The 24,230-nt window shown below is 70.4% G+C and carries 30 protein-coding genes and 1 riboswitch; of the genes, 17 read left to right on the top strand and 13 right to left on the bottom strand.

Annotated features, from left to right (window positions below):
• Nucleotides 1–85: 85 nt before the first annotated feature.
• A complete protein-coding gene (locus AB0G28_RS27905; RefSeq protein WP_361095117.1) occupies nucleotides 86–595 on the top strand; it encodes a hypothetical protein in 510 nt (169 codons plus the stop codon).
• A gap of 51 nt (nucleotides 596–646) precedes the next feature.
• On the opposite strand, the gene AB0G28_RS27900 is transcribed toward AB0G28_RS27905, so the two are convergent.
• The 4 genes from AB0G28_RS27900 to AB0G28_RS27885 form a co-directional block, all read right to left on the bottom strand.
• The gene (locus tag AB0G28_RS27900; protein WP_361095114.1) at nucleotides 647–1,714 is read right to left on the bottom strand and encodes a DNA polymerase ligase N-terminal domain-containing protein; all 1,068 of its coding nucleotides are present in this window, start codon (nucleotides 1,712–1,714) and stop codon (nucleotides 647–649) included.
• A 54-nt stretch (nucleotides 1,715–1,768) separates the two neighbouring features.
• Nucleotides 1,769–3,778 (bottom strand): ABC transporter ATP-binding protein, encoded by a 2,010-nt coding sequence (locus AB0G28_RS27895; RefSeq protein ID WP_361095111.1) that lies wholly within the window; start codon nucleotides 3,776–3,778, stop codon nucleotides 1,769–1,771.
• 73 nt (nucleotides 3,779–3,851) lie between these two features.
• Nucleotides 3,852–5,585: an ABC transporter ATP-binding protein gene (locus AB0G28_RS27890; protein ID WP_361095108.1), complete on the bottom strand. Its 1,734-nt coding sequence runs from the start codon at nucleotides 5,583–5,585 to the stop codon at nucleotides 3,852–3,854.
• Entirely contained in the window at nucleotides 5,579–6,241 is a 663-nt protein-coding gene (locus AB0G28_RS27885; RefSeq protein WP_361095105.1) for a TetR/AcrR family transcriptional regulator, read from the bottom strand. The genes AB0G28_RS27890 and AB0G28_RS27885 overlap by 7 nt, the downstream gene beginning before the upstream one ends.
• A gap of 453 nt (nucleotides 6,242–6,694) precedes the next feature.
• On the opposite strand from AB0G28_RS27885, the gene AB0G28_RS27880 reads away from it, so the two are divergent.
• From AB0G28_RS27880 to AB0G28_RS27840, 9 genes are all read left to right on the top strand, one after another.
• Nucleotides 6,695–7,999, top strand: a complete 1,305-nt coding sequence (locus tag AB0G28_RS27880; protein ID WP_361095102.1) for an ATP-binding protein — start codon at nucleotides 6,695–6,697, stop codon at nucleotides 7,997–7,999.
• Nucleotides 7,996–8,433, top strand: coding sequence for a roadblock/LC7 domain-containing protein (locus AB0G28_RS27875; RefSeq protein ID WP_361095099.1), 438 nt, complete (start codon nucleotides 7,996–7,998; stop codon nucleotides 8,431–8,433). Before AB0G28_RS27880 ends, AB0G28_RS27875 begins: the two co-directional genes overlap by 4 nt.
• A gap of 8 nt (nucleotides 8,434–8,441) precedes the next feature.
• On the top strand, nucleotides 8,442–8,825 hold the full coding sequence (locus AB0G28_RS27870; protein WP_361095096.1) for a DUF742 domain-containing protein: 384 nt from the start codon (nucleotides 8,442–8,444) through the stop codon (nucleotides 8,823–8,825).
• Nucleotides 8,800–9,426, top strand: coding sequence for an ATP/GTP-binding protein (locus tag AB0G28_RS27865; RefSeq protein ID WP_361095093.1), 627 nt, complete (start codon nucleotides 8,800–8,802; stop codon nucleotides 9,424–9,426). Before AB0G28_RS27870 ends, AB0G28_RS27865 begins: the two co-directional genes overlap by 26 nt.
• Nucleotides 9,427–9,445: 19 nt before the next feature.
• The gene (locus AB0G28_RS27860; RefSeq protein ID WP_361095090.1) at nucleotides 9,446–10,672 is read left to right on the top strand and encodes a styrene monooxygenase/indole monooxygenase family protein; all 1,227 of its coding nucleotides are present in this window, start codon (nucleotides 9,446–9,448) and stop codon (nucleotides 10,670–10,672) included.
• A 74-nt stretch (nucleotides 10,673–10,746) separates the two neighbouring features.
• A complete protein-coding gene (locus AB0G28_RS27855; RefSeq protein WP_361095087.1) occupies nucleotides 10,747–11,619 on the top strand; it encodes a Ku protein in 873 nt (290 codons plus the stop codon).
• Nucleotides 11,620–11,737: 118 nt separating this feature from the next.
• On the top strand, nucleotides 11,738–11,947 hold the full coding sequence (locus tag AB0G28_RS27850; protein ID WP_361095084.1) for a hypothetical protein: 210 nt from the start codon (nucleotides 11,738–11,740) through the stop codon (nucleotides 11,945–11,947).
• Nucleotides 11,948–12,193: 246 nt separating this feature from the next.
• Nucleotides 12,194–12,526: a metalloregulator ArsR/SmtB family transcription factor gene (locus tag AB0G28_RS27845; protein ID WP_361095081.1), complete on the top strand. Its 333-nt coding sequence runs from the start codon at nucleotides 12,194–12,196 to the stop codon at nucleotides 12,524–12,526.
• Nucleotides 12,523–13,179: a cation transporter gene (locus tag AB0G28_RS27840; protein WP_361095078.1), complete on the top strand. Its 657-nt coding sequence runs from the start codon at nucleotides 12,523–12,525 to the stop codon at nucleotides 13,177–13,179. Before AB0G28_RS27845 ends, AB0G28_RS27840 begins: the two co-directional genes overlap by 4 nt.
• An 84-nt stretch (nucleotides 13,180–13,263) precedes the next feature.
• Here AB0G28_RS27840 and AB0G28_RS27835 read toward each other — a convergent pair whose 3' ends face one another.
• The 5 genes from AB0G28_RS27835 to AB0G28_RS27815 all read right to left on the bottom strand — a co-directional run bounded on the left by AB0G28_RS27835 (nucleotide 13,264) and on the right by AB0G28_RS27815 (nucleotide 17,192).
• Nucleotides 13,264–13,419: a hypothetical protein gene (locus AB0G28_RS27835; protein WP_004559113.1), complete on the bottom strand. Its 156-nt coding sequence runs from the start codon at nucleotides 13,417–13,419 to the stop codon at nucleotides 13,264–13,266.
• A 132-nt stretch (nucleotides 13,420–13,551) separates the two neighbouring features.
• On the bottom strand, nucleotides 13,552–15,012 hold the full coding sequence (ahcY, locus tag AB0G28_RS27830) for an adenosylhomocysteinase (RefSeq protein WP_361095075.1): 1,461 nt from the start codon (nucleotides 15,010–15,012) through the stop codon (nucleotides 13,552–13,554).
• 83 nt (nucleotides 15,013–15,095) lie between these two features.
• Nucleotides 15,096–15,173: riboswitch (S-adenosyl-L-homocysteine riboswitch) on the bottom strand.
• Between the two features lie 66 nt (nucleotides 15,174–15,239).
• Nucleotides 15,240–15,497: a GNAT family N-acetyltransferase gene (locus AB0G28_RS27825; RefSeq protein ID WP_361095072.1), complete on the bottom strand. Its 258-nt coding sequence runs from the start codon at nucleotides 15,495–15,497 to the stop codon at nucleotides 15,240–15,242.
• Nucleotides 15,498–15,573: 76 nt separating this feature from the next.
• Nucleotides 15,574–16,257, bottom strand: a complete 684-nt coding sequence (locus tag AB0G28_RS27820) for a hypothetical protein (protein ID WP_361095069.1) — start codon at nucleotides 16,255–16,257, stop codon at nucleotides 15,574–15,576.
• A 56-nt stretch (nucleotides 16,258–16,313) separates the two neighbouring features.
• On the bottom strand, nucleotides 16,314–17,192 hold the full coding sequence (locus AB0G28_RS27815) for a diiron oxygenase (protein ID WP_361095066.1): 879 nt from the start codon (nucleotides 17,190–17,192) through the stop codon (nucleotides 16,314–16,316).
• Between the two features lie 87 nt (nucleotides 17,193–17,279).
• Between AB0G28_RS27815 and AB0G28_RS27810 the strand changes: the two genes are divergently transcribed.
• The 3 genes from AB0G28_RS27810 to AB0G28_RS27800 are packed head-to-tail and all read left to right on the top strand — an operon-like array spanning nucleotide 17,280 to nucleotide 18,547.
• Entirely contained in the window at nucleotides 17,280–17,951 is a 672-nt protein-coding gene (locus AB0G28_RS27810) for a TetR/AcrR family transcriptional regulator (RefSeq protein ID WP_361095063.1), read from the top strand.
• Between the two features lie 5 nt (nucleotides 17,952–17,956).
• Complete coding sequence (locus AB0G28_RS27805) at nucleotides 17,957–18,244, top strand: hypothetical protein (protein ID WP_361095060.1); 288 nt, start codon at nucleotides 17,957–17,959, stop codon at nucleotides 18,242–18,244.
• 30 nt (nucleotides 18,245–18,274) lie between these two features.
• On the top strand, nucleotides 18,275–18,547 hold the full coding sequence (locus AB0G28_RS27800; protein WP_361095057.1) for a hypothetical protein: 273 nt from the start codon (nucleotides 18,275–18,277) through the stop codon (nucleotides 18,545–18,547).
• 131 nt (nucleotides 18,548–18,678) lie between these two features.
• Here the strand turns inward: AB0G28_RS27800 and AB0G28_RS27795 are convergent, their stop codons facing one another.
• Nucleotides 18,679–19,704: a DNA polymerase IV gene (locus AB0G28_RS27795; protein WP_361095054.1), complete on the bottom strand. Its 1,026-nt coding sequence runs from the start codon at nucleotides 19,702–19,704 to the stop codon at nucleotides 18,679–18,681.
• A 16-nt stretch (nucleotides 19,705–19,720) separates the two neighbouring features.
• Nucleotides 19,721–19,984 (bottom strand): DUF3040 domain-containing protein, encoded by a 264-nt coding sequence (locus AB0G28_RS27790; protein ID WP_361095051.1) that lies wholly within the window; start codon nucleotides 19,982–19,984, stop codon nucleotides 19,721–19,723.
• A gap of 259 nt (nucleotides 19,985–20,243) precedes the next feature.
• Here AB0G28_RS27790 and AB0G28_RS27785 point away from each other — a divergent pair, with 259 nt between their 5' ends.
• On the top strand, nucleotides 20,244–21,305 hold the full coding sequence (locus tag AB0G28_RS27785) for a cobalamin-independent methionine synthase II family protein (protein WP_361095048.1): 1,062 nt from the start codon (nucleotides 20,244–20,246) through the stop codon (nucleotides 21,303–21,305).
• Here AB0G28_RS27785 and AB0G28_RS27780 read toward each other — a convergent pair.
• Nucleotides 21,256–21,663: a LysE family translocator gene (locus AB0G28_RS27780; protein ID WP_361095045.1), complete on the bottom strand. Its 408-nt coding sequence runs from the start codon at nucleotides 21,661–21,663 to the stop codon at nucleotides 21,256–21,258. The genes AB0G28_RS27785 and AB0G28_RS27780 overlap by 50 nt on opposite strands.
• Before the next feature lie 277 nt (nucleotides 21,664–21,940).
• Here AB0G28_RS27780 and ribA point away from each other — a divergent pair, with 277 nt between their 5' ends.
• Nucleotides 21,941–22,552, top strand: coding sequence for a GTP cyclohydrolase II (ribA, locus tag AB0G28_RS27775; protein WP_361095042.1), 612 nt, complete (start codon nucleotides 21,941–21,943; stop codon nucleotides 22,550–22,552).
• Here ribA and AB0G28_RS27770 read toward each other — a convergent pair whose 3' ends face one another.
• Entirely contained in the window at nucleotides 22,553–23,083 is a 531-nt protein-coding gene (locus tag AB0G28_RS27770) for a MarR family transcriptional regulator (RefSeq protein ID WP_361095039.1), read from the bottom strand.
• 95 nt (nucleotides 23,084–23,178) lie between these two features.
• Between AB0G28_RS27770 and AB0G28_RS27765 the strand changes: the two genes are divergently transcribed.
• On the top strand, nucleotides 23,179–24,141 hold the full coding sequence (locus tag AB0G28_RS27765; RefSeq protein WP_361095036.1) for an MBL fold metallo-hydrolase: 963 nt from the start codon (nucleotides 23,179–23,181) through the stop codon (nucleotides 24,139–24,141).
• Nucleotides 24,138–24,230: FAD-dependent monooxygenase (locus tag AB0G28_RS27760; RefSeq protein ID WP_361095321.1), on the top strand; the 93-nt coding region annotated here is incomplete at its 3' end. The genes AB0G28_RS27765 and AB0G28_RS27760, both read left to right, overlap by 4 nt.

Raw genomic sequence — 24,230 nt, 5'->3', positions numbered from 1 at the left:
CCCGCGCGGCCGGCGTGTTTGGCGAAGTTATGGCCGTCCCGATTTGGCTGCCCTTGTCGGATTGTCGTACCGAGGGAGCCAAGCCATGCGAGGACGACGGATGCTGGTACGGGCGGGTCTGGGGCTGACCGCTTCGGCCGCGACCGTGTTGTTCGCGACCATCGGCACCGCGTCGGCGAGTGTCGAGGTCACCAAGCTGACCCAGGCGCAGGCCGCGTCGCAGCTGTCCGCGGCCGGGGTGACGCACTCGTCGAGCGGGAACTGCACGGACCGCAACAACCCCACCTGCACGTCCTACGAGCAGATCAACCAGAGCACGGTCGACGGCGTGATCACGCTGAAGCGGGCCGGCGGCTGCGCGGTCAACATCACCGGGGGCACCGAGACCGGGCACGCCTCGGGCACCTACAGCCACTGGAACGGCTACAAGGTGGACACCGCGCACAACAGCTGCCTCGACGGCTACATAAAGAACAACTTCACCTACATCGGCCTCCGCGGTGACGGCTACCCGCAGTGGCAGGCGGCGTCCGGCAACCTGTACGCCGACGAGGGCAACCACTGGGACATCACGTACTACACCTGCGGCTGCTGACCACCGGCCGGGGCCTGCCCGCTTTGAGGGCGGCGGGCAGGCCCCGGCCGCTCAGTTCCCGATCAGCACCCAGTCGCCGGAGCCGTCGCCCGGCCGGTACGGGCTGTCGGCCCGTTTCGCGACGACGCCGGGCAGCCCGTGCTGCCGGCTGGCCCCGGCGACGGCTTCCCCGCCGCCCAGGTAGTAGCGCGGCACCTGCCAGTGCCGGTCGGCCACCCCGAGGTCGTCCAGGAGCTCCCGGCGGGCTGTGTAGGGCAGGTCGAGGGTCGCCTTGCCGTCGAGGTGCAGGACGTCGGCGGCGAAGTAGAAGACCGGGCAGCGGGCGGTGAGCCGCTTGGCGGCGGCGCCGTCGGCCCGGCGGCGTTCTTCGAGGCCGGGCGGGTGGGGCTTGCCGTCCTTCACCACGACGACTTCGCCGTCCAGCAGCACTTCCGTGGACCCGAGCTGCTCGCCCAGCTTGTGCAGCTCGGGGTAGCGGCCGGTGACGTCGGCGCCGGTTTCGTCGTGCGCGGTGACGCGGCCGCCGCAGATCAGCAGCATCGTGCGCAGGCCGCCCCAGGCGAACTCGTAGGCCCAGGCCTCGTCGTCGGGCGGCAGGTCACCCGGCACCGCCGTCATCGGCTCCAGGAACTCGGGCGCGTCCTGGTGTCCCGGCTCGGCCGGGTCGAGCCGCCGGAGCGTCCAGTCGCGGCCGTCCTCGTCGTGCCGGTTGAGGAACAGGTACTTGCCGCGCGCGCGTTCGCCGTGGAAGACGACCTCGACCTTGTGGTCGTTCCAGTGCAGGGTTTCGTACTTCCCGGTGTCCCACACGGTCATCCGGCCGCCGCCGTACTCGCCGGCCGGGATCTCGCCCTCGAAGGTGAGGTATTCCAGGGGATGGTCTTCGGTGTGCACGGCGAGCCGCGGCACGCCGGGGGAGAGCGGCAGGCCCTTCGGCACCGCCCACGACACGAGCACGCCGTCGCGCTCCAGCCGGAAGTCCCAGTGCAGCCGGGTCGCGTGGTGCTCCTGGATGACGAAGAGGTCGTCGTCCCCCGGCTGCGGCGGGCCGTCCGGCCACGGCTCGTTCGTGCGGTCGCGGCTTCGCTTCGCGCGGTATTCCTCGAGTCTGTCGGCCATCGCCGCCCCAGTACCCCTTCGGCTCGGGAGCTTCCAGGGTACCGGGGGACGACGTCAGTCCGTTTCCGCCATCGCTTCGGCGAACTGGGCCGCGTACAGCCGCGCGTAGGCGCCACCGCTGCGCAGCAGCGTTTCGTGGTCGCCCTGTTCGACGATCCGGCCGTGCTCCATCACCAGGATGACGTCCGCGTCGCGGATCGTCGACAGGCGGTGGGCGATGACGAAGCTCGTGCGCCCGCTGCGCAGCGAGTTCATCGCCCGCTGGATGAGCACCTCGGTGCGGGTGTCGACCGAGCTGGTCGCCTCGTCCAGGATGAGGATCGCCGGCTTGGCCAGGAACGCCCGCGCCACCGTGATCAGCTGCTTCTCGCCCGCGCTGACCGTGCCGCCTTCGTCGTCCAGCACCGTCTCGTAGCCGTCCGGCAGCGTGCGGACGAAGCGGTCGACGTAGGTCGCCTGCGCCGCTTCGACGATCTCCTCGCGGCTCGGATCGTCCGCGCCGTAGGCGATGTTCTCCGCGATCGTGCCGCCGAACAGCCACGCGTCCTGCAGCACCATGCCGGTCTGGTCGCGCAGCTCCTCGCGGTTCATCTTCGCGATGTCGACGCCGTCGAGCGTGATCCGCCCGCCGTCGAGCTCGTAGAACCGCATGAGCAGGTTGACCAGTGTCGTCTTCCCCGCCCCGGTCGGGCCGACGATCGCCACCGTCTGACCGGGTTCGACGGTCAGCGAGAGGTCTTCGATCAGCGGCTTGTCCGCGTGGTAGCGGAAGGAGACGTCCTGGAACTCGACCCGCCCGCGGACCACCGAGGGCCGCACGGGGTCGGCCGGCTCCGGCGCCTGCTCTTCGGCGTCGAGCAGCGCGAACACCCGCTCGGCCGAAGCGACGCCGGACTGCAGCAGGTTCGCCATGCTGGCGATCTGCGTCACCGGCTGGCTGAACTGGCGCGAGTACTGGATGAACGCCTGCACCTCGCCGAGGGTCAGGTTGCCCGACGCGACGCGCAGGGCGCCGATCACGGCCACCAGCACGTAGCTGAGGTTGCCGATGAACATCATCGCCGGCTGGATCATCCCGGAGATGAACTGCGCCCGGAAGCTCGCCTGGTACAGCGTTTCGTTCTGCTTGTCGAAGATCGCCGCGGACTCGTCGCGGCGGCCGAACACCTTGACCAGCGAGTGCCCGGTGTACATCTCCTCGATGTGCGCGTTGAGCTTCCCGGTCGTCGACCACTGCTTGATGAAGTTCGGCTGCGCCCGCTTCCCGACCTTCGCCGCCACGACCGCCGACAGCGGCACGGTCAGCAGCGCGATCAGCGCCAGCAGCGGCGAGATCAGGAACATCATGATCAGCACGCCGATGACGGTCAGCAGCGACGCGACGATCTGCGACAGCGTCTGCTGCAGCGACTGCGCCAGGTTGTCGATGTCGTTGGTGACGCGGGAAAGCACCTCGCCGCGCGGCTGGCGGTCGAAGTACTTCAGCGGCAGCCGCGCGAACTTCGCCTCGACCTCCTCGCGCAGCCGGTAGACCGCCTGCTGCACCAGCGTCGTCGTCAGCCGGGCCTGGATCAGCCCGAAGAACGACGAGATGATGAACAACGCCAGCACGGTCAGCAGGATCTGGCCGACCTTGTCGAAGTCGATGCCCATGCCCGGTACGAGGTCGACCCGGCTGTAGATGTCGGCGAGCGTGCCGTCGCCGCGGGCCCGCAGCCCGGCGACGATCTGCTCCTTGGTGACCCCCGGCGGCACTTGCTTGCCGAGAACCCCGGCGAGGATGGCGTCGGTGGCCTGGCCGAGGATCTTCGGCCCGATCACGGTCAGCGTCACGCTGGCCGCGCCGAGCACGAGGACGCCGATCAGGGCGGCCCGCTGCGGTTTGAGCAGCCGCAGCAGCCGCCTCAGCGATCCCTTGAAGTCGAGGGCTTTCTCCGGCGGTGCCCCGCCGCCCATGAAGCGGGCGGCCGGCCCGGCCACGGCCCCGGTGTTCTTGTGCCGCTGCGCGGCGGGCCGTTCCCCGGCGTCGGTGACGGCGGCTCTAGGCGATTCGGTGGTGCTCACGCAGTCTCCTCGCTGGCGCTCGTCGGCGTCGTGACCGACGCTGCTGTGTCTCTGGCGGACCTCGCAGGCTCGGTCACGCAGCCTCCTGCTCAGTGAGCTGCGACAGCACGATCTCGCGGTAGGTTTCGTTGCTGTCGAACAGTTCGTGGTGGGTGCCGGTGCCGACGACGCGGCCCTCGTCGAGGACGATGATGCGGTCGGCGGTGCGGATGGTGCTGACCCGCTGCGCGACGATGACCACCGTCGCGTCGGCGGTTTCGGAGACAAGCGCCCGGCGCAGGGCCGCGTCGGTCGCGTAGTCGAGCGCCGAGAACGAGTCGTCGAACAGGTAGATCTCCGGCTTGTGCACCAGCATCCGGGCGATCGCGAGCCGCTGCCGCTGGCCGCCCGAGACGTTCGTGCCGCCCTGCGCGATCGGCGCGTCGAGACCCTCGGGCATCGCTTCGACGAAGTCCTTGCCCTGCGCCACTTCCAGCGCGTGCCACAGCTCTTCGTCGGTCGCGTCCGGGTTCCCGTAGCGCAGGTTGCTCGCCACCGTGCCGGCGAACAGGTACGGCTTCTGCGGCACCAGCCCGACCGCGCGGGCGAGCACCGCCGGGTCGAGGTCGCGCACGTCGACGCCGTCGACCTTCACCGTGCCGGCGGTGGCGTCCATCAGCCGGGGGATCAGGTTGAGCAGCGTGGTCTTGCCGGTACCGGTCGACCCGATCACGGCGGTGGTCTCACCCGGCCGCCCGATCAGCGAAATGTCCTGCAGGACCGGCTTTTCCGCGCCGGGGTAGCGGAACTCCACCCCGGACAGCTCCAGGTGCCCGTGCACCGCGCCCGGCCGGATCGGCGACACCGGCGGGCGGACGCTGGAGGAGGTGTCGAGCACCTCGCTGATCCGCTCGGCGCTGACCTCCGCGCGCGGCACCATCATGAACATGAAGGTCGCCATCATGACGGCCGTCAGGATCTGCAGCAGGTAGGACAGGAACGCCGTCAGGGCGCCGATCTGCATGCTGCCGGAGTCGATGCGCTGCCCGCCGAACCACAGCACCGCGACGCTGGAGGCGTTCATCACCAGCATCACGATCGGGAACATCAGCGCCATCAGCCGGCCGACCCGCAGCGACACGGTCAGCAGCTCGTCGTTGGCGACGTCGAAGCGCTTCCGTTCGTGGGAGTCGCGGACGAACGCCCGGATCACGCGGATGCCCATGATCTGCTCGCGCATGATCTGGTTGATCCGGTCGATGCGCACCTGCATCAGCCGGAACGCCGGGCGCATCTTGGCGATGATCGTGCCGACCGCGACCGCCAGCACCGGCACGATGACCAGCAGCAGCGACGACAGCGGGACGTCGAGGTTCAGCGCCAGGATGATGCCGCCGACGCACATGATCGGCGCCGACACCATCAGCGTCAGCGTCATCAGCACCAGCATCTGGACCTGCTGCACGTCGTTGGTGGTGCGGGTGATCAGCGACGGCGTGCCGAACTGGCCGACCTCGCGGGCCGAGAAGTCCTGCACGCGGTGGAAGACCCCGGCGCGGATGTCGCGCCCGACCGCCATCGCCGTGCGGGCGCCGAAGTAGACCGCGCCGATCGAGCCGGCGATCTGGGCCAGCGTGACGGCGAGCATCATCGCGCCGATCCGCAGGATGTAGCCCATGTCGCCCTTGATCAGGCCGTTGTCGACGATGTCGGCGTTCAGCGTCGGCAGGTAGAGCATGGCGATCGTCTGCACCAGTTGGAGGGCGACGATCACCCACAGCGTGCTCCGGTACGGGCGCAGATGGCTGCGCAGGAGCTTGACTAACATGCCTGTTCCCCCAGGGAAATGGTGGTGTTCGGGTCGGGTTTCCGTGCGGTGCCACCGGTCAGGGTCGGCATCCCGGCGGCCAGCTCGTCCAGCAGCCGCTCCAGGGTCGGCAGGAGCGGTTCGCCCTCGGTGAACCAGTTGACGAAGGCGACGCGGACGGCGCTTTCCACCGAGGAGGCCATCAGCCGGCACAGCAGGTGGTCCACACCGCCCACCCGTTTCGCGATCGTTTCGGCGAGGACCCGCTCGACCGCCGCGTGGGCGTTCAGGAATTCCCCACGCAGCATGAGCTGGCCCATCAGCTCCCGGATACGGGCAACATACGCCCGATCCGGCTCGCCATCACGCGAATATTGCTCGAGCACGGCCTGCTTGACGGACTCCCAGAGCGGCTCGCCTTCGGGCCGGGCCAGCAGCGCTTCGCGCATGCCCTCGTGCCGGTCGACGACCACCGCGCAGACCGCCTGCTCCTTGCTGGAGAAGTAGTTGTTGAATGTGCGGGGGGAGACGCCCACTTCGTTGGCGATGTCCTCCACCCGGACGTTCTCCAGCCCGCGGTCCAGCGTCAGCCGCAGGGCGGCCTGCGCGATCGCCCGGCGGGCTTCGCGCTTCTTCCGCTCGCGCAGCGTCAGCTTCGGGGGTTCTTCCGGCGGCATGTGCGGAGTGTAGCGAAAAACTTGCGTGCTCCGCAAAAAATTGCGGGACACGCAAAGTTGGGACGAATCGGACATGGCCCCGGGATCCGCCGTGAACGTGCCGTGGGCTGCCGCGCGGCTACTCCGGGACGCCCGCCTTGGCCATGCCGTCCCGGTCGCCCGCCGCGCCGGATCGGTTACACCCCGTTTCGGCTGTGCCGCTCCCTGTGTGACCGTGCCGCGGGCGGCCGTGTGCGCTCCGTTGCGACCCGCAATTTGCAAAAATGAGCCGAATGGCCTAGCTCGCTGCGCTCACCAGCAGTGATGTCCCCGAAATTCGATCACGCAGAGCGATTGCACGGGGACCCGTTGTGGACATCCCACGAAGCTTTCTGCTTGCATGTGCGGCATCGCCGCCCGGGGGTCGGCGCACACAGCCGTCGCAGCAGCCGATCAAGGAAGAAGTGGGACCACATGGCGAGCCGGGCCCGGGAACTCCTGGATCGATCACGCGTCCTGCTGGACCGCTCCCGGGTGGCCGCCGCCCAGTACCTCACCGCGCCGCCGAAGCATCCTGTGCACACCGCACCCCCGGCGGGACCGGCGTTCGTGGAGCTGACCCGGCCGGAGCCGGTGGCGGCGCCGTCGGGCGAAGGCGTGCTGGCCGAGATCTGCGCCAGCGTCGCCCTGCGTGACCTCAACCTCCTCGACCAGCTCCTCGCGCGGCTGGAGGAACTGGAGGCGGGGGAGGAGGACCACCACCGCCTCGCCGAGCTCTACCAGCTCGACCACCTCGCCACGCGGCTGCGGCGCAACGCCGAGAACCTGCGCGTGCTGGCCGGGCAGGACACCGCCGACGCCGCCGCCCGCGCGACGTCGGTGCTCGACCTCATGCGCGAGGCGATGTCCTCGATCAACCACTACGCCCGGATCACCATCGGCCGCGTGGTCAACCTCGGCGTCGTCGGCTTCGCCGCCGAAGACCTCGGGCGGGTGCTGGCGGAGCTGTTCGACAACGCCGCCAACCAGTCCTCGCCCAGTTCGCCGGTGCACGTCAGCGCCCACCTGACCGAGCACGGCAGCGTGCTCGTCCGGATCGAGGACGAGGGCATCGGCATCCCCGCCGACCGCATCGGGGACCTCAACGCGCGGCTGGCCGCGGGCGGCGACCTCGACGACGCCGCGGCGCGGCACATGGGGCTCGCCGTGGTCGCCCGCCTCGCCGCCCGCCACGGCGTCACCGTGCGGCTCGACCGGCGCAGCCCGCACGGCACGGTGGCGACCGTGCTGCTGCCCACGGGCATCGTCACCGAGATCACCGAGCACGCGTGGTCGGGTACCCGCACCGTCGTCGGTTCGGGGGTTCGGGTGGCGGAGTCCCCGACGCGGGGCGAAGCCCCGGATGGCACCGGCACCTTCGAGCCGGTCACGGCGGCGGCCGACGGCGAACCGGTCGCCGTCGGTGCCCTGCCGCGCCGACGCCCGGGCGCCCTCCCGCGCGAGACGCCGGTGCCGCGCAAGCCCAGCCCGCGGCCGCGGCCGGTCGAGCGGGCCACCGGCGGGACCACGCCCAGCGGCCTCCCGCGCCGCGTGCCCGGCAGCATCCGGGGCGCCGCGCCGGAACCACCGCCACCACCGACGCCGCCGGGGCAGGACACCTCCGCTTCCGGGCACGAGCGGCTGCTCGCCGACCTCGGCGCGTTCGCCGACGGCGAGCAGGCCGCGCTCGCGGAGAACCGCACCCAGCAGGACGAAACGCCCGGAGGAACCACCTCGTGAGCGCTCCCCACCCCGCCCCGGCCGATTTCGCCTGGCTGCTCGACGACTTCGTGCGCAAGGTGCACGGCGTCAGCCACGCGCTGATCATGAGCGTGGACGGCTTCCCGCTCACCGCGTCGGACTCGGTCGGCGAGGCCGAGGCCGAACAGCTCGCCGCGATCGCCAGCGGCCTGCTTTCGCTGGCCGGCAACAGCGCGGCGCTGTTCGGGAAGGGCACCTGCGAGCAGATCATCATCCGGCTGACCCACGGCTACTTCCTGTTCATGGGCATCGGTTCCGGTGCCGGACTCGCCGTGCTGACCTCGGGCGAGGCGGACATGAAGGTGGTCGCCTACGAGATGACCCAGTTCATCACCAACGCCGGCCACGCGCTCACCCCCGAGGTGCGCGCGGAACTGCGCCAGGTGCTGACCGCGCGCCGGCCCCGGGCGTGAAGGAGGTGATGTCCGTGTCCACCGTGTCCGAACCCGACAGCCCTCTGGTGTGGCGCAGCCGCCGGATCCGGGCGTACGCGCTCACCGGCGGCCGGACCAGCACGCGTCACCAGCTGCTGGTCGAGACGCTGGTTTCGGTGCCGCGGTACGACCCCGCGCTGAGCGACGCGCTCATGCCCGAGTCGCGCTCGCTCTACGAACGCGCCCGGACGCGGTGCTCGATCGCCGAGCTGTCGGTCGGGCTGGACCTGCCGCTCGGGGTGGTGCGGGTGCTGATCGGGGACCTCGCCACCCAGGGCGCGGTCTTCGTCCACCCGACCGCGCACGCCTACCACCACGACACCAACGTGCTCGAGAGGATCCTTGATGGGCTCAAGCGGCTCCCCGCCTGAGGGCGATCTGCTGGCGATCTCCGCGAAGATCGTCGTCGCCGGGGGCTTCGGTGTCGGCAAGACCACGTTCGTCGGGTCGGTGTCGGAAGTGCCGCCGATGAGCAACGAGGCGTGGATGACCGAGGCGGGCGCCGGCGTCGACGAGATCCCGCCCGGCGGCAAGTCGACCACGACCGTCGCGATGGACTTCGGCCGCATCACCCTGCGCCCGGACCTGCTGCTGTACCTGTTCGGCACGCCGGGCCAGGCGCGGTTCTGGTTCCTGTGGGACGACCTGAGCCGGGGTGCGCTCGGCGCCGTCGTGCTGGTCGACACCAGCCGGATCGACGAGTCGTTCGCGGCGATCAACTACTTCGAGAACGACTCCGAGCTGCCGTTCGTCGTGGCGGTCAACCAGTTCGAGGGCAAGCCGGTGCACGACCTCGAAGAGGTGCGCGACGCCCTCGCCCTCGACCCGGCCGTCCCGCTGGTCACCTGCGACGCCCGGGACCGCGCGTCGACGATCGCCACCCTGACCGAACTGGTCGGCCACACGCTGTCGCTCGCGGTGCTCTCCGGCCCGGCCGGCCGCGAGCTCGCCGGCAGCGCCCCGCACGCCTGAGCAGGAGGAGAAGAGCCGCATGCGCAAGGTCCTGGTCGTCGGTGCCGGGCAGTCCGGCCTGCAGCTGGCCCTCGGGCTGCAGGCGAAGGACTACGACGTCACGGTGATGTCCGCGCGGACCCCGGAGGAGATCCGGGGCGGGCGGGTGATGTCGACGCAGTGCATGTTCCACGACGCCCTGCAGCACGAGCGGGACCTCGGGCTGAACCTGTGGGAAGCCGGGACGGTGAACGTCGAGGGCATCGGGATATCGGTGGCCGCGCCGGACGGCGGCCGCGCGCTCGACTGGTTCGCCGAGCTGGACCACCCCGCGCAGTCGGTCGACCAGCGGGTGAAGATGGCGGGCTGGCTGGAGCTGTTCGAAGACCGGGGCGGCAAGCTCGTCATCCACGGCGTGATGACGTCCGAACTGGACGCGCTGGCCCGGCTGTACGACCTGGTGATCATCTCGGCGGGCAAGGGCGAGCTGGTCCAGCTGTTCGACCGCGTGCCCGAGCGGTCGCCGTTCACCCAGCCGATGCGTGCGCTTTCGCTGGTCTACGCCCACGGGGTGGGCCCGCGGCCGGAACACCCGGACAAGCCGGGGGTGCGGTTCACCATCGTCCCCGGCGTCGGCGAGCTGTTCATGATCCCGGCGTACACGCTGAGCGGCAACTGCGACATCCTGTTCTTCGAAGGCGTGCCCGGCGGGCCGCTGGACTGCTTCGACGACCGCCCGGGCCCGGACGAGCACCTCGCGCGCCTGCTCGACCTGATGCGGCGGTTCGTGCCGTGGGAGTACGAGCGCTGCCGCGACGCGGAGCTGACCGACGCCAAGGCGACGCTGGCCGGCGGGTACACGCCGGTGGTCCGCAACCCGGTCGGGACGCTGCCGGGCGGCGCGACGGTGCTGGGCATGGCCGACGTCGTCGTGGCCAACGACCCGATCACCGGGCAGGGCTCGAACAACGCGAGCCACTGCGCGGCGACGTACCTGGACGCGATCCTGGCCCACGGCGACCGGCCGTTCGACGCGGCGTGGATGGACGCCACCTTCGAGCGCTACTGGGAGTACGCCGGGCCGGTCACCGAATGGACCAACGCACTGCTCCTGCCGCCGCCCCCGCACGTGCTCGAGATCCTCGGGGTCGCCGGCCAGAATCCGGCCGTGGCCCGGCGGCTGGTCAACGGATTCGCCGACCCGACGGACTTCCGGCACTGGTTCATGGACCCCGCACTTTGGGAGAAGTACCTGGCAGAGGTCTAGATCGGACTGTCGCCGGGGCACTATTCGGGCTACGGTTGTCACGTAGCGTGAAGGCGACCTCGGAGGTACGTGGCATGCGGGCGATGTGGAAGGGCTCGGTGTCGTTCGGGCTGGTCAGCATCCCGATCCAGCTGTACGCGGCCACCGAGAACAAGAACGTCTCCCTGCGCCAGGTGCACGAGGCCGACGGCGGGCGCATCCAGTACAAGCGGTTCTGCACGATCGACGGCGAGGAAGTGCCCTACGCCGAGATCGCCAAGGGCTACGAGCTGCCCGACGGCGAGATGGTGGTGATCACCGACGCCGAGATGGCCGAGCTGCCGCTGCCCACCCAGCGCACGATCGACGTGCTGGAGTTCGTGCCGCTGGAGTCGATCGACCCGATCCAGTACGACCGGACCTACTACCTGGAGCCGCAGAAGAACGCGGTGAAGCCGTACGTCGTGCTGCGGGACGCGCTGCACAAGTCGAGCCAGGTGGCCATCGCGAAGGTCGCCGTGCGGCAGCGGGAGAGCATGGCGGTGCTGCGCGTGCACGCCGACGTGCTGGTGATGACGACGATGTTGTGGCCGGACGAGGTCCGCGAGCCCGACTTCCCGTTCCTGCGCGACGACCCGCCGCAGATCCGGCCCCAGGAGCTGTCCATGGCCGGGTCGCTGATCGACTCACTGGCCGAGCCGGTGTTCGAGCCGGAGAAGTACAAGGACCACTACCGCGAGGCCCTCGAGGAGATGATCGAAGCCAAGGTCGCGGGGGAGGAGACGACCAAGCCCGCCGCGGTCACCGCCAAGGCCGACGTCGTCGACCTGATGGCGGCGCTGCAGGCCAGTGTGGACGCCGCGAAGAAGTCGCGTCAGTCCTCTTCGGAGCAGTCCGATGAGGACGCCAAGCCGGCGGCTGCGAAGAAGAAGCCGGCGGCCCGCAAGCGGGCCCCGAAGTCCGCTTGAGCCACCGGCGTCCGTCACGGAAGGGTGATCGGTCCGACACGCCGTCCCGCTGCCGCGTCCGCGTGCTTTCCGGGCCTACCTTGAGGTCCTGAGCACGATCGCGGAAGGGTGGCCCGTCATGGAATGCGCCTCTTGTGACGCGGGGATCGATCACTGCCACGGCACGCTGGTGATCCACCCGGAAGGCGGATTCACCGAGTGCACCGACGCGGCCTGCGGGGACGGTGACCGCGTCCGGCACGCGCTGATCGTCGACTGCCGGGCCCTCGCCAACGGCTGCGGGTGCGTGGCCGTGCCGCGGAAACCGTTGCTGCGCAAAGTTTCCTGAGCCTCCCGCCAGGATCCGTGAAGGCCTTCCCGCCGGGCTTCGCCGCCCGCCGGGGAGGCCTTCACGGCGTTCGGACGGCGTCAAGGGCGTAACACGATCGTGTATGCAGCTGTGTACACGGGCTTGGCAATGTGCTAACACTAACGGGGTCCTTCGGCTCTCCCTCCCCCTCGGAGCCGGAGGACCCTTTATTTTCCCGGGTGTCCCGGGAGCGGACATGTCAGTGTCTGATGTACAGTTCACTGCATGGTGACCTGTGAAACGCGGGAGGCGGCGCTCGCCCGGATCGGGCGAGCCCTGTCCGATCCGACCCGCTGCCGGATCCTCACCGCGCTGCTCGACGGCCCGGCCTACCCCGGGCGCCTGGCCGCGGAACTCGGCCTGAGCCGGTCCAATGTGTCCAACCACCTGTCGTGCCTGCGGGGCTGCGGGCTCGTCGTGGCCGGCTACGAGGGCCGTCAGGTGCGCTACGAGATCGCCGACGCGCACCTGGCCCGCGCCCTGCGCGAACTCGTCCAGGTCGTCCTGGCGGTCGAACCACGGGAAGACTGCGAGGACGAGCCGGTGGGGGCGCGATGAAGCCGGAACCGGCCACGAAGACCTGTGCGGACGGCTGCTGCGCGCCCTCGGTGGTGTCGCCGGACCGCCGGGCGGTCCTGGTGCGCCGCGTCCGGTTGCTGGTGGCGGCGACCATCACCTACAACGTCGTCGAGGCCGTCGTCGCGCTGACCGCCGGTGCCGCGGCTTCGTCCGGAGCCTTGATCGGCTTCGGGCTCGATTCGGTGATCGAAGTCGCTTCGGCGGTCGCGGTCGCTTGGCAGTTTTCGGGTGCCGACCCGGAAGCCCGCGAACGGCGGGCAATGAAGGCGATCGCGATTTCTTTCTTCGCGCTCGCGATTTACGTGACGGCCGAGGCCGTGAGTACTTTTTTCACGGGCGCCGCGCCGGAAACTTCCCGGACCGGAATCGTGCTCGCGGCCATTTCGCTCGCGGTGATGCCCGCCCTCTCCGCGGCGCAGCGCCGGGTCGGGCGGGAGCTCGGCTCGGCCAGCGCGGTCGCGGATTCGCGGCAGACCCTGCTGTGCACTTGGCTTTCCGCCGTCCTGCTGGCGGGGTTGCTGCTCAACGCCCTGTTCGGCTGGTGGTGGGCCGATCCGGCCGTCGCCCTGGCCATCGCCGCCGTGGCGGCGAACGAAGGCCGGACGGCCTGGCGCGGCCAGCACTGCTGCTGACGCGCGCCAGGCCGTGGCGAGGTCTCCCTAAAACCAGCGGCGCGAAGCGCCTCCGTTGAGGGTGGTGGTGGGGAGGAAGGCGGATCAGTACCAGTGCGCCCGGCCACCGATCCGGCGGCCCGTGCCGCCCAAGATGGCCAGTGCCACGCCGGCCACCGCGAGAATGATACCGATGGTGTACAGCACCGGGATGCCCACGATGAACCCGATGACGAGGAGAATCACACCGAGAATGATCACTTGACACACTCCTTCGCATGAGACCCGGCCCGGCTCCGTGCCGTCCGGGCGGATGCGCTCTCGACCGGAGGATGGCCAGTTTCCCGATAAACCAAACTACGGCGAATGGAGCAACCTCGGATCAAACCCGGATCAGTACCGATAGTGATCGAGCTTGTACGGACCCTCGACGTCGACGCCGATGTACTCCGCCTGCGCCTTCGTGAGCTTGGTGAGTTTCACCCCGAGCGCGTCGAGGTGCAGCCGGGCCACCTTCTCGTCGAGGTGCTTCGGCAGCCGGTGGACGTCGGTCGCGTACTCGCCGGGCTTGGTGAACAGCTCGATCTGCGCGATGGCCTGGTTGGTGAAGGAGTTCGACATCACGAACGACGGGTGCCCGGTCGCGTTGCCCAGGTTCATCAGCCGTCCCTCGGAGAGCACGATGATCGCGTGGCCGTCCGGGAACGTCCACTCGTGCACCTGCGGCTTGATCTCCTTCTTCACCACACCCGGCAGCTTCGCCAGGCCGGCCATGTCGATCTCGTTGTCGAAGTGCCCGACGTTGGCGACGATCGCGTTGTGCTTCATGCGGCTCATCTGGTCCGCGGAGATGATGCCGAAGTTGCCGGTGGTGGTGATGAAGATGTCGCCGGTGGCCACCACGTCGTCGAGCTCGACGACGTCCAGTCCGTCCATCGCCGCCTGCAGCGCGCAGATCGGGTCGATCTCGGTGACCGCGACCCGGGCGCCCTGCCCGCGCAGCGCCTCGACCGCGCCCTTGCCGACGTCGCCGTAGCCGCAGACGACCACGCGCTTGCCGCCGATCATCACGTCGGTGGCCCGGTTCAATCCGTCCACAAGGGAGTGCCGGATGCCGTACTTGTTGTCGAACTTGGACTTCGTCACGGAGTCGTTGACGTTCATCGCGGGGAAGAGCAGCTCGCCGTCCTTGGCGAGCTTGTAGAGCCGCTTGACGCCGTTGGTGGTCTCCTCGGTGACGCCGCGGATCTCCTTGGCCATCCGGGTGAAGCGGTCGCCGTCGGCCGCGAGGCTCGCGCGGAGGGTGTCGAGGATGATCCGGTACTCCTCCGGGTCCTCTTCGGACGGTTGCGGCACCGCGGCCGCCGCTTCGAACTCGACTCCCTTGTGGACGAGCAGGGTGGCGTCGCCGCCGTCGTCGAGGATCATGTTCGGCGCCTGGCCGCCGGGGAAGGCGAACAGCTGGTCGGTGCACCACCAGTACTCTTCGAGCGTCTCGCCCTTCCACGCGAACACCGAGGTGCCCGCCGGGGCGTCGACGGTGCCCTCCGGGCCGACGACGACCGCGGCGGCGGCCTCGTCCTGGGTGGAGAAGATGTTGCAGGACACCCAGCGCACCTGCGCGCCGAGCGCCACCAGGGTCTCGATGAGCACGGCGGTCTGGACGGTCATGTGCAGCGACCCGGCGATGCGGGCCCCCTTCAGCGGCTGGGCCGCGGCGTATTCCCGGCGGATGGCCATCAGGCCGGGCATCTCGTGCTCGGCCAGCCGCAGCTGGGTACGGCCGGCGTCGGCCAGCGAGAGGTCGGCGACGGCGAAGTCGAGGCCATTGCGGGTCTGCAGTTTGTCACTCATTTTCGGTGCACTCCGGAAATCGTCGACGGAACGCTCGGGAGGCAGCGCGGAAGTCCTTGCGGACAACGAAAAAGGCACCTCCCTCGCGGGAGGCGCCCTTGGAGTCGTGGTCCGGGCCGAGCGTGGCGGAAGAGAGTTCCGTCGCAGCGCCTCTCGGCCCGGAACCAGGATGGCAAAGCCGCGCCGACGCTGTCAAGCGAGGGGGCGAGCCAGGAGAAGAAGGGGGTTCAGAGCAGATGCGCGCGTCGCCAGACGCCTTCGACGACTGACCCGCAGCGTTCGTAGACCCGGCGGGCGCCGGTGTTGCGCCCCAGCACGCGCAGCGTCATCTTGCGCGCGCCACGCTGCCGCGCTTCGGTCACGGCGGCGTCGACCAGCTGTCGTGCGATGCCGAGCCGCTGCTGCTCGGCGACGAGGAAGTTTCCGGGCCGCGCGTCCTCGTCGAAGAAGGGCGTGCCAGGCGGGGGTGCCGGCGCGGAGGACACGACCGAGGTCCGGCTGCGCTGGTCGATCTCGGCGAGCGCGGCTTCGTCGTCGATGTGCGCGGTGCGGATCGGCCGATCACCGGCTCAGTGTTCCCCAAGCCTCCTTGACGATCCCGGCGAGCTCCCGCGGGTCGCCGTTGCCCTCCCTGCTCAGGGTCCGGATCGTGACGGTCAGGGCCGGCCCGCTGCGCTGGCAGCTCGTGACGAACGACTGGTCCGGATCCGGTGTCGAGCCCAGTGCGGCCGGGTCGTTGTGCAGCAGGCACTGGACATCGCCGACGCGGACGAGTTCGGTGTCCGGCTTGGCCATGCCGAGAGCCTGGGCGTCCTGGTACGGGGCGAACAGCTCCGGCGAGGGCGCGCGCACGGCGATCAGCTGGAATCCGCGGGCGAACTTGTCGTCCCGATACTCCTGGACGACCGCGCCCGCCCCACCGTAGGCCGCCGACACGGCGGCGCCGGTCTCCCGGTCGGCCTTCTCGACGCGGGCGATCATGGACTGTCCCTTCACCTTGTCGAGCTTCGCGATCGCCTCCTCGGCCCGGCTGAGCCCGCCCAGGTTGGCCGGCGCGGCCGGGGCCTGCCCGCTCGGGCCGCCGAGCAGGCTCAGCACCAGCCATGGCACGCCGACCAGGAACGCGCCGGCGAGGACGCCGATCAGGCCGACGGCGACCGGGCGGGCGAGCAGCGGGCGACGCGGTTCCGGCTGCGGCACCGGTACCTGCTGCGGTGGCGGTTCGAGCGGGAAATCTGCGGTCACCCGGAAATCCTGGCGCAGTTCGGAATGTCCCGGGAAGGCATTTTTGCGGTCACCGCTCAGAGCAGATGCGCGCGCCGCCAGACGCCTTCGGAGCGGCCGCCGATCAGGCCCGCTTCGCGCAGGAACGGCACGATCTTCTCGGCCATCCAGCGGCGCGTCCGGTGGAAGTGCGGGTTCGCGAGCGCCGCGGCCCGGCCTTCGTGCGGGTCGATCCCGACGCTGCGGTAGATCCGCGGGTCGACCATGCTGTCGACGACGCCGTAGGCGACGAGCGCGGTCCGCAGCCGGTGCCGCCGCAGGCTCGCCTTCGACAGCTTCGGTGTCTCCCGCAGCACCTCCTCCTTGGCGAACCGGACATGCCGGGCCTCCTCGACGACGTGGATGCGGTTGACCGAGCGGATCAGCGGCTGGATGCCCTCGTCGTCCATCATCGACCGCTGCAGCCGGTCGGTGGTCTCTTCGGCGACCAGCACGGCGGCGAACATCGACGGCCCGGTGGCGGTCGCGCCGAACACCTTCGCGGCGCGGTGCACGACCTTCGGGACGCCGTAGCGCGGGACGCCGAGGCGCTCGGCGGTGCGGGCGAACATCACCGAGTGCCGGGTTTCGTCGCCGATCTCGGTGAGCGCGTACTGCGCGTGCTCGGTGCGCGCGTCGAGGTCGAAGACGTAGCGGGCGAGCAGGTGCATCAGGATGATCTCGAACCACAGGCCGACGCTCATGATGCTGGCGATCTCGTGCTTGGACAGCTCGATCCGCTGCTCGGGTGTCAGCTTCGCCCACAGATCGGTGCCGTAGAGCGACACGCGCTCCAGCGGCATGTACGCCTTGTCCTCGGCGAGCGGCGCGTCCCAGTCGACGTCGACGTACGGGTCGTAGGAGTTCTTCGCGGAGCTCTTGAGCAGACGAGCCGCGATGACGTCCCGGTCGCTCATGGCCGCCTTCAAAAGTAGGGGGTACGCGACGTACTACTTACTTCGGGGAGCGTACACCGCCCGCCCCGTCCTGAGTAGGCTTCCGCCGTGACCAAGGTCGACGGACGGGCGGCGCGCTGGGCGGGCCAGCAGGAGCGGCGGCGCGCGGAGTTCGTCGACGCGGCACTGGAGGCGATCGCCGAGCACGGCCCGGACGTCTCGACCGAGCAGATCGCCGAACGCGCCGGCGTGGCCCGCACCCGCCTGTACCGCCACTTCGACGGCGCGGCCGACCTCCAGCGGGCGATCGCCCGCCGCGCGGCCGAGCTGGTGACCGCCGAGCTGGCGCCGCTGTGGCACCCCGAGGGCTCACCGAACGAGATGATCGCGGCGGCGATCTCGACGCACCTGCGCTGGCTGACCGAGCACGCCCAGCTGCACCGCTACCTCGTCCGGACGCTGCCGGCCACCCCGGAGGGCGCCGCGGACGTCCGCGGCACCATCGCGCGGCACCTCAGCGCGCTGTTCACCGGCTACCTGACGGCGTTCGGCCTCGACCCGGCGCCGGCGGACACGATCGCGTTCGGCCTGGTCGGGTACGTCGAGTCGGCGACGACCCGCTGGCTCGACCACCCCGGCACGCTCACCCTGGACCAGCTGACGGCCCAGCTGACGGGCACGATCTGGGCGATGCTGGACCACACGCTGCGGGCCGGCGGCGTCGAACTGGACCCGGACCGGCCGTTGCCGTTGCCGGACGAGCTCACGGACGGGAGATAGTCGTCGTGGTTGCAGCCGACGACGTGGACGGCGAGGGCAGATCGGTCCGGCCGGAGTTCGACTCGGTCGGCGTCGGCGTCGCCGAGGCTGGTGAAACCGAAGACGTCACGGCCGGTGGCGTGCCGGTCGTCGAAACGGGAGCCGGCGCCGCCGCATGCTGTTCCGACGAGTTCGGTCGATCGTGGTGGGTGGTCGGCGTGTGTTCCGGGGGCTTGCTGGGGCTGTCCGATGGTGTGCTCGAAGACGCCGGTGCCGGCGACTGGCTTGTCGCCGGGGTTGTCGTTCCCTCCTGAGGCTTCGAGCTGCCAAACAGCAGATAGTAGATGAGCGCGGAGGCTCCGGCCAGCGTGATCAACAGCGCCACTTTTGTCGTGGTGTCTATTCTCTTTTTCGAGGTGCTTTCTCTGTCGTACCTCACGGAAAGTCGACTGCCGTTGGATTTCGACCTGGAAGAATCGCGATCGATCGTCGCGGTGAGTTTGTCTTTTCTGTCGACGTCTTGCGTCGTGTTGTCGTCGCTCACGACCGATCGCTCCTTGGCTCCCGCAAGGTTCTCGCTGGTGAACCTTCCCCGGCAAGGTAGCGCGGACGGCTGAAACACGTTCGGGGGACCCCGGTGACCGATCGGTCCACTTCAGACTCTTGTGGTTTGTCAAGTTGGATTCGCTCGGTCGAGTTCACTCATTGGCGTGGTTTTTTGGAGTCGGTCTTCCTGGAACCAATGGCTTTAGTCCTCGCGCGGGAACTCGGCCCGCACACCCAGGAGCCGCACCGCGCGGGTCAGCTCGAACATGCCGAGCACCTCCTGCGCCGCACGGCCGATCTCGGCGGCGTCCGACGTCGGCTCGGGCAGGGTGACGCTGTGCGTGTGGGTCAGGAACGGCACGAACCGCACCTTGACCGCGACCCGCGCCGCCGGCCTGCCCTCGTCGAGGACGTCCTGGGCGACGCGCTTCGCCAGCGCGGAAACCTCCGACGCCATCTCGGCCGGATCCGTGAGGTCGCGCTGGAAGGTCGTCTCGCGGCTGCGGGACCGGGCCACCCACGGCGTCGCGCTGACGTCGGCGTCGCTGATCCCGCCGCCGAGCAGCCGCAGCCAGGGGCCGGTCTTCGGGCCGAAGCGCGCGGCGAGGGTCGCCGGGTCCGCGCCGGCCAGGTCGAGGACCGTGTGGATGTCCATTTCGGCGAGCTTCTTCGCCGTCTTGCCGCCGATGCCCCACAGCGCGTCGGTCGGGCGCGCGGCCATCACGTCCCACCAGTTCTCCCGGGTGAGCCGGAAGATCCCGCCCGGCTTCCCGAACCCGGTGGCGAGCTTGGCCCGCAGCTTGTTGTCGCCGATCCCGACCGCGCACGACAAGCCCGTCTCGCGCGCCACCGCCTCCTTGATCGCCACCGCCAGCGCCTCGGGGTCGGCCGTCTCCGCCCCGACGAACGCCTCGTCCCAGCCCAGCACCTCGACCACGACCGGCAGCTCCCGCACCGCCGCCATCACCCGCGCCGACACCTCGAGGTAGGCGTCCGGGTCACTGGGCAGGAAGACGGCGTCCGGGCAGCGCCTGGCGGCGATCCGCAGCGGCATGCCGGACTGGACGCCGAATTCGCGGGCCTCGTACGACGCCGTCGCGACGACGGCGCGCTCGGCCGGGTCGCCGTTGCCGCCGACCACGACGGGCCGTCCGCGCAGCTCCGGGTGGCGGGCGATCTCGACCGCGGCGATGAACTGGTCGAGGTCGACGTGCAGGACCCACTTCACGCCGCCCAGTCTCGCCTCAGATCCGGTGCCGCGCCACGTGCGTCCAGACCGTCCCGGTGAGGGCGATGATCCCGCAGAGCGTGACGCCGGGATCGGGCAGCACCAGCCCGAGGACCAGCAGCGTCACGGCGATGGCGTCGAAGACGATCAGGAGGGCGCTCCGGAACGCGCGCGACTTCGGGCGCCTGCCGTCGCGCAGCGCGGCAGCCAGATCGGGGTCACTGAGCTCGAGACTGCGCTCGATCTTCTCGAGCTCGGTGCGATCGTGGTGACTGAGCATCGGGGGTACTCCTTCGGCGCCGAACCCGCCGTATCGCCGTAGCGAATACCCAATCGTCCTCCCGGCGAACCGCCGAACGCCTTCTCATTTCGTGCTTTTTTCTGGTCCGACCGGGTGATACGCGCTCGGTGACCGCGTTCTGCCACGTTAAGTTGCCCCTCGAACGTGTCTGGTGACGGCCCGGACGACTGTGGGGACGCTCGGTGTGGCCGGTTTCTCCCTGTGTGCCCGGGTTCCCTTCAAGCAGCCGGAGGACCCCATGACCTTGCCCACCGAACCGATCGGCAGCATCCCGCGGCCGGACTATCTCCTCGACGGCCTCGGCGAGTTCGCCGCCGGGCGGATCGATGCCGCGGCGCTCGCCGAGCTGGAGAGCCGGGCGCTGGCCGACACGCTGAGCCGGTTCGAGGAGACCGGCTCGCCGGTGCTGACCGACGGCGAGCAGGGCAAGCCGAGCTTCGCGACCTATCCGCTGGCGGGGCTCGACGCGCTGGCCCCGGACGGCGTCGTCATCCCGTTCGCCGACGGGCACACCCGGCAGCTGCCGCGGCTCACCGCGGGCCCGTTCCGCTACGCGACCCACGCGGACTCGTACCTGACGCGGGCGAAAGCGCTCACGGACAAGCCGGTCAAGCAGGCGGTGATCGCCGCGTCGGCCCTCTCGCTGATCTACCCGGGCGACGGCATCGACGGCTACCCGCGGGAGCGGTTCGTCGCCGACCTGGTCGATGCGGCCGAAGCGGACATCCGGGGCAGTCTCGAAGCGGGTGCCGACAGCGTGCAGATCGACTTCACCGAGGGACGGCTGTCGCTGAAGCTTGACCCGTCCGGCGGGCTGCTGCGGCAGTTCGTCGACCTCAACAACGCCGTGCTGGACCGGTTCACGGCGCAGGAGCGCGCGAAGATCGGCGTCCACACCTGCCCGGGCGGCGACCAGGACTCCGTGCACAGCCTCGACGTCGACTACGCGGGCCTGCTGCCGGCGTTGTTCGACCTCCGGGCCGGGCGCTTCTACGTCGCGCTGGCCGGCGAAGGCGACCCGGAGCGGACGCTCGGGCTGATCGCCGACCACCTCAAGGCCGACCAGCGGGTGTTCGTCGGCGTCACCGACCCGATCGACCCGCGGGTGGAGACCCCGGAGGAGGTCCGCGACCGCGTCCTGGCCGCGGCCCGGATCGTGTCTCCCGACCGGCTCGGCACCTGCGACGACTGCGGGTTCTCGCCGTTCGCCGACGACACGTCGACCTCGCGCGACACCGCGTTCGCGAAGATCAAGGCCCGGGTCGAAGGGACGCGGCTGGCGTCGGAAAAGCTGGGCTGAGGTCGCCGAAGAACCGGCGCAGGGCGCCGACCACGCCGGCAAGGGTGCCGAACCACAGCACCGTGCCGGCGGTGGCGATCGCGGTGAGTTCGACCGTCCGCGGGGTGGCGCCGTCGGCGGGCAGGAACTGGGGGAGCAGTGCCAGGTAGTACACGGCGACCTTGGGGTTGAGCAAGTTGGTGAACAGGCCCTGGCGGAAGGCCGTCCGGGCGGTGAGCGGCCGCGTGCCGTCGCCGTCGCCGAGGTCGCGGTACTCGCCGCGGCGGACGGCCAGCCAGGGCTTGACGCCGAGGAACACGAGGTAGGCGGCGCCGGCGAGCTTGACGACGGTGAACGCGATCGCGGACGCGGTGAGCACGGCGGCGACGCCGAGCGCGATGGCGGCGGACCCAGGTGAACACGCCGAGCGCGATCCCCGCGCCGGCGGCGATCCCGGCGCGCCTGCCGCCGGTGAGCGAAGAGCGCGTGACGACGACGAAGTCCGGCCCCGGCGACATCGCCCCCAGCACGACGACCAGCAGGAACGAGGCGGCGGTGGCACCGGGGAGCGTGCCCCGAGGGTACCGGCCGCCGTCGATGTTCGAATTTGAACTTCGTGTAGGGTCGATCTTGTGGGTGACTCGAGGGGTGAGGACATGACGGCCGTGGTGCGGACGCGGGTGCGCATTCCCCTGCGGCTCGACGGCGGCGTCGCGGTCGACGCCGAGGCCGTCACGTTCCGCGGCCTGGCCGACGGCGGCGAGCACCTGGCCTTCGTCCTGGGCACGCCCGGCGAGGTGCCGCTGGTGCGGCCGCACTCGGAATGCCTCACCGGCGACGTCTTCGGGTCCGCGCGCTGCGACTGCGGCCCGCAGCTGGCCGAAGCCGTCGCGCGGATCTCCGAGGCCGGCGGGTACCTGCTGTACCTGCGCCAAGAGGGCCGTGGAATCGGCCTGTACAACAAGCTCGACGCGTACGCGCTCCAGGACGGCGGCCTCGACACGTACGCCGCGAACGCCGCGCTCGGCCTGCCCGAGGACGCCCGCGACTACACCGTCGCCGCGCAGATGCTGGGTGCGCTCGGCGCCGGCCGGATCGACCTGCTGTCCAACAACCCGGACAAGGCGGCGCAGCTGCGGGCGGCCGGGATCGCGGTCCGCGACCGCGTGCCGACCGGGGTGTTCGCGACCGAGAGCAACGTCCGGTACCTCCGGGCGAAGGCCGAGCAGACCGGCCACACGCTCACCCTTCCCGGCCTGGCCAGCTGATCAGGCCAGGCGCTGGGCGGCCGCCGCGGCGGGGCCCGTCGTGAGCTTTTCGAGCAGTCCGATCAGGACCGTCCGCTCCGAAGGCGTCAGCGACGCCGCCCAGGCCTGCTCACGCTCGTTGTGCTCCTGGTAGGCGTCGACGACCGAGGTGTGGCCCGCTTCCGTCAGCGCCAACCGGACCGCGCGGCGGTCGTGGGGGACCTGGGTGCGCGTCACCAGGCCGTCGCGCTCCAGTGTTTTGACCAGCGCCGAAACCGCCGCCCGGCTCATCCCGGCGAGCCGGGCGGCGTGGCGCGACTCGAGCGGGCCGGCCAGCCACAGCACGAACAGCACCCGGAACCCGCCCCAGCTCCAGCCGCGTGGCCGGTGCACCGTCGATTCCCAGTCGTAGACCAGCGCGCCGGCCAGCCGGTGCAGCGTCAGCCCGAGGCGCATCGCGACCGGGTCGGTCGCGGGCAGCTCGGCGCGCGCCTTCCCGATCGCGTAGTCGACGAACGAAAGGTAGTCGAGGTCGGCGGGTCGGTCGGTCATGCGGCCCAGGTTAGGGGAAGCGGGTTCCGCTGCGGCGGTGCGGCGGGCTAGCCTGACCGGATAGTCAATCCTTTGACGATCAAGGAGCGCTCGCCGTGACGAAGAAAGCCTTCGCCTCTTCGGCCGACCTGGCGGAGAAAGCGCAAACCCTGGAAGTCCTGGACGACGGCGTCTACGCGCTGACCGCCGAGGGCGATCCCAACATCGGTGCCATCGAAGGGGAAGACTTCCTCGTCTGCTTCGAGGCACTGGCCACGCCCGTCGCCGCCCGCGAGTGGCTCGCGAAACTCCGCGAGCACACCGGCAAGCCCGTCCGCTACCTCGTCCTGAGCCACTACCACGCGGTGCGCGTGCTCGGCGCGTCCGCCTTCGACGCCGACGTCATCGTCGCGCACGAGAACACCCGCGCCCTGATCGCCGAGCGCGGCAAGGAGGACTGGGAGAGCGAGTTCGGCCGGATGCCGCGGCTCGCGAAAGGCGCGGAGTCGGTGCCGGGGCTGACCTGGCCGACACTGACCTTCTCCGACCGGCTCACCCTCGACCTCGGCGGCGACCGCGGCGACCTCGTCCTCCAGTACTGCGGGCGCGGCCACACCGAAGGCGACCTGGTGGCCTGGCTGCCGCGGCAGAAGATCCTCTACGCCGGCGACCTCGTGGAAGCCGAAGCCTCGCTGTACACCGGGGACGCGTTCCACCGCGAGTGGGCTTCGTCCACTTTGGACCGTGTGGCGGCGTTCGGCGCCGAGGTGCTGATCGGCGGCCGCGGCGGCGTGAGCCGCGGCGCGGCGGCGGTCGAGGCGGCGATCGCGCAGACCCGGCACTTCCTCGGCACGATGATCCGCGAGGTCGGCGCGGTCCGCGACGCCGGAGGCACGCTCAAAGAAGCCTTCGAGCGCACGCACGCCGCCCTCGAAGGCCGCTACGGGCACTGGCCGATCTTCGAGCACTGCCTGCCCTTCGACGTCTCCCGGCTGTGGGACGAGCTGTCCGGCGTCGAACGGCCGGTGGTGTGGACCGCCGAACGCGACCGCGAGGTCTGGGACCGGCTGCAGGGATGACGGTCGCGGTCCTCGGCAGCGGCCCGGTCGGCCAGACGGCCGCGCTGCTGCTCGCGCGCTGGGGCGTGCCGGTCGTGCTCGTCGACGAG

This window comes from Amycolatopsis sp. NPDC021455 (assembly GCF_040640995.1).
In the GTDB taxonomy this organism is placed as follows: Bacteria; Actinomycetota; Actinomycetes; order Mycobacteriales; family Pseudonocardiaceae; genus Amycolatopsis.
The sequence above is the reverse complement of the archived record's forward strand: the minus strand, read 5'-3'. Positions and strand labels throughout refer to the sequence as shown.

Bases quoted from the DNA above. Each gene is read 5' to 3' on its own strand.
- AB0G28_RS27905 (WP_361095117.1), top strand. From the start codon at position 86: ATGCGAGGACGACGGATGCTGGTACGGGCGGGTCTGGGGCTGACCGCT.
- AB0G28_RS27900 (WP_361095114.1), bottom strand. From the start codon at position 1,714: ATGGCCGACAGACTCGAGGAATACCGCGCGAAGCGAAGCCGCGACCGC.
- AB0G28_RS27890 (WP_361095108.1), bottom strand. From the start codon at position 5,585: ATGTTAGTCAAGCTCCTGCGCAGCCATCTGCGCCCGTACCGGAGCACG.
- AB0G28_RS27885 (WP_361095105.1), bottom strand. From the start codon at position 6,241: ATGCCGCCGGAAGAACCCCCGAAGCTGACGCTGCGCGAGCGGAAGAAG.
- AB0G28_RS27880 (WP_361095102.1), top strand. From the start codon at position 6,695: ATGGCGAGCCGGGCCCGGGAACTCCTGGATCGATCACGCGTCCTGCTG.
- AB0G28_RS27870 (WP_361095096.1), top strand. From the start codon at position 8,442: ATGTCCGTGTCCACCGTGTCCGAACCCGACAGCCCTCTGGTGTGGCGC.
- AB0G28_RS27865 (WP_361095093.1), top strand. From the start codon at position 8,800: ATGGGCTCAAGCGGCTCCCCGCCTGAGGGCGATCTGCTGGCGATCTCC.
- AB0G28_RS27860 (WP_361095090.1), top strand. From the start codon at position 9,446: ATGCGCAAGGTCCTGGTCGTCGGTGCCGGGCAGTCCGGCCTGCAGCTG.
- AB0G28_RS27855 (WP_361095087.1), top strand. From the start codon at position 10,747: ATGCGGGCGATGTGGAAGGGCTCGGTGTCGTTCGGGCTGGTCAGCATC.
- AB0G28_RS27850 (WP_361095084.1), top strand. From the start codon at position 11,738: ATGGAATGCGCCTCTTGTGACGCGGGGATCGATCACTGCCACGGCACG.
- AB0G28_RS27845 (WP_361095081.1), top strand. From the start codon at position 12,194: ATGGTGACCTGTGAAACGCGGGAGGCGGCGCTCGCCCGGATCGGGCGA.
- AB0G28_RS27840 (WP_361095078.1), top strand. From the start codon at position 12,523: ATGAAGCCGGAACCGGCCACGAAGACCTGTGCGGACGGCTGCTGCGCG.
- ahcY (WP_361095075.1), bottom strand. From the start codon at position 15,012: ATGAGTGACAAACTGCAGACCCGCAATGGCCTCGACTTCGCCGTCGCC.
- AB0G28_RS27815 (WP_361095066.1), bottom strand. From the start codon at position 17,192: ATGAGCGACCGGGACGTCATCGCGGCTCGTCTGCTCAAGAGCTCCGCG.
- AB0G28_RS27800 (WP_361095057.1), top strand. From the start codon at position 18,275: ATGAGCGCGGAGGCTCCGGCCAGCGTGATCAACAGCGCCACTTTTGTC.
- AB0G28_RS27790 (WP_361095051.1), bottom strand. From the start codon at position 19,984: ATGCTCAGTCACCACGATCGCACCGAGCTCGAGAAGATCGAGCGCAGT.
- AB0G28_RS27785 (WP_361095048.1), top strand. From the start codon at position 20,244: ATGACCTTGCCCACCGAACCGATCGGCAGCATCCCGCGGCCGGACTAT.
- ribA (WP_361095042.1), top strand. From the start codon at position 21,941: ATGACGGCCGTGGTGCGGACGCGGGTGCGCATTCCCCTGCGGCTCGAC.
- AB0G28_RS27770 (WP_361095039.1), bottom strand. From the start codon at position 23,083: ATGACCGACCGACCCGCCGACCTCGACTACCTTTCGTTCGTCGACTAC.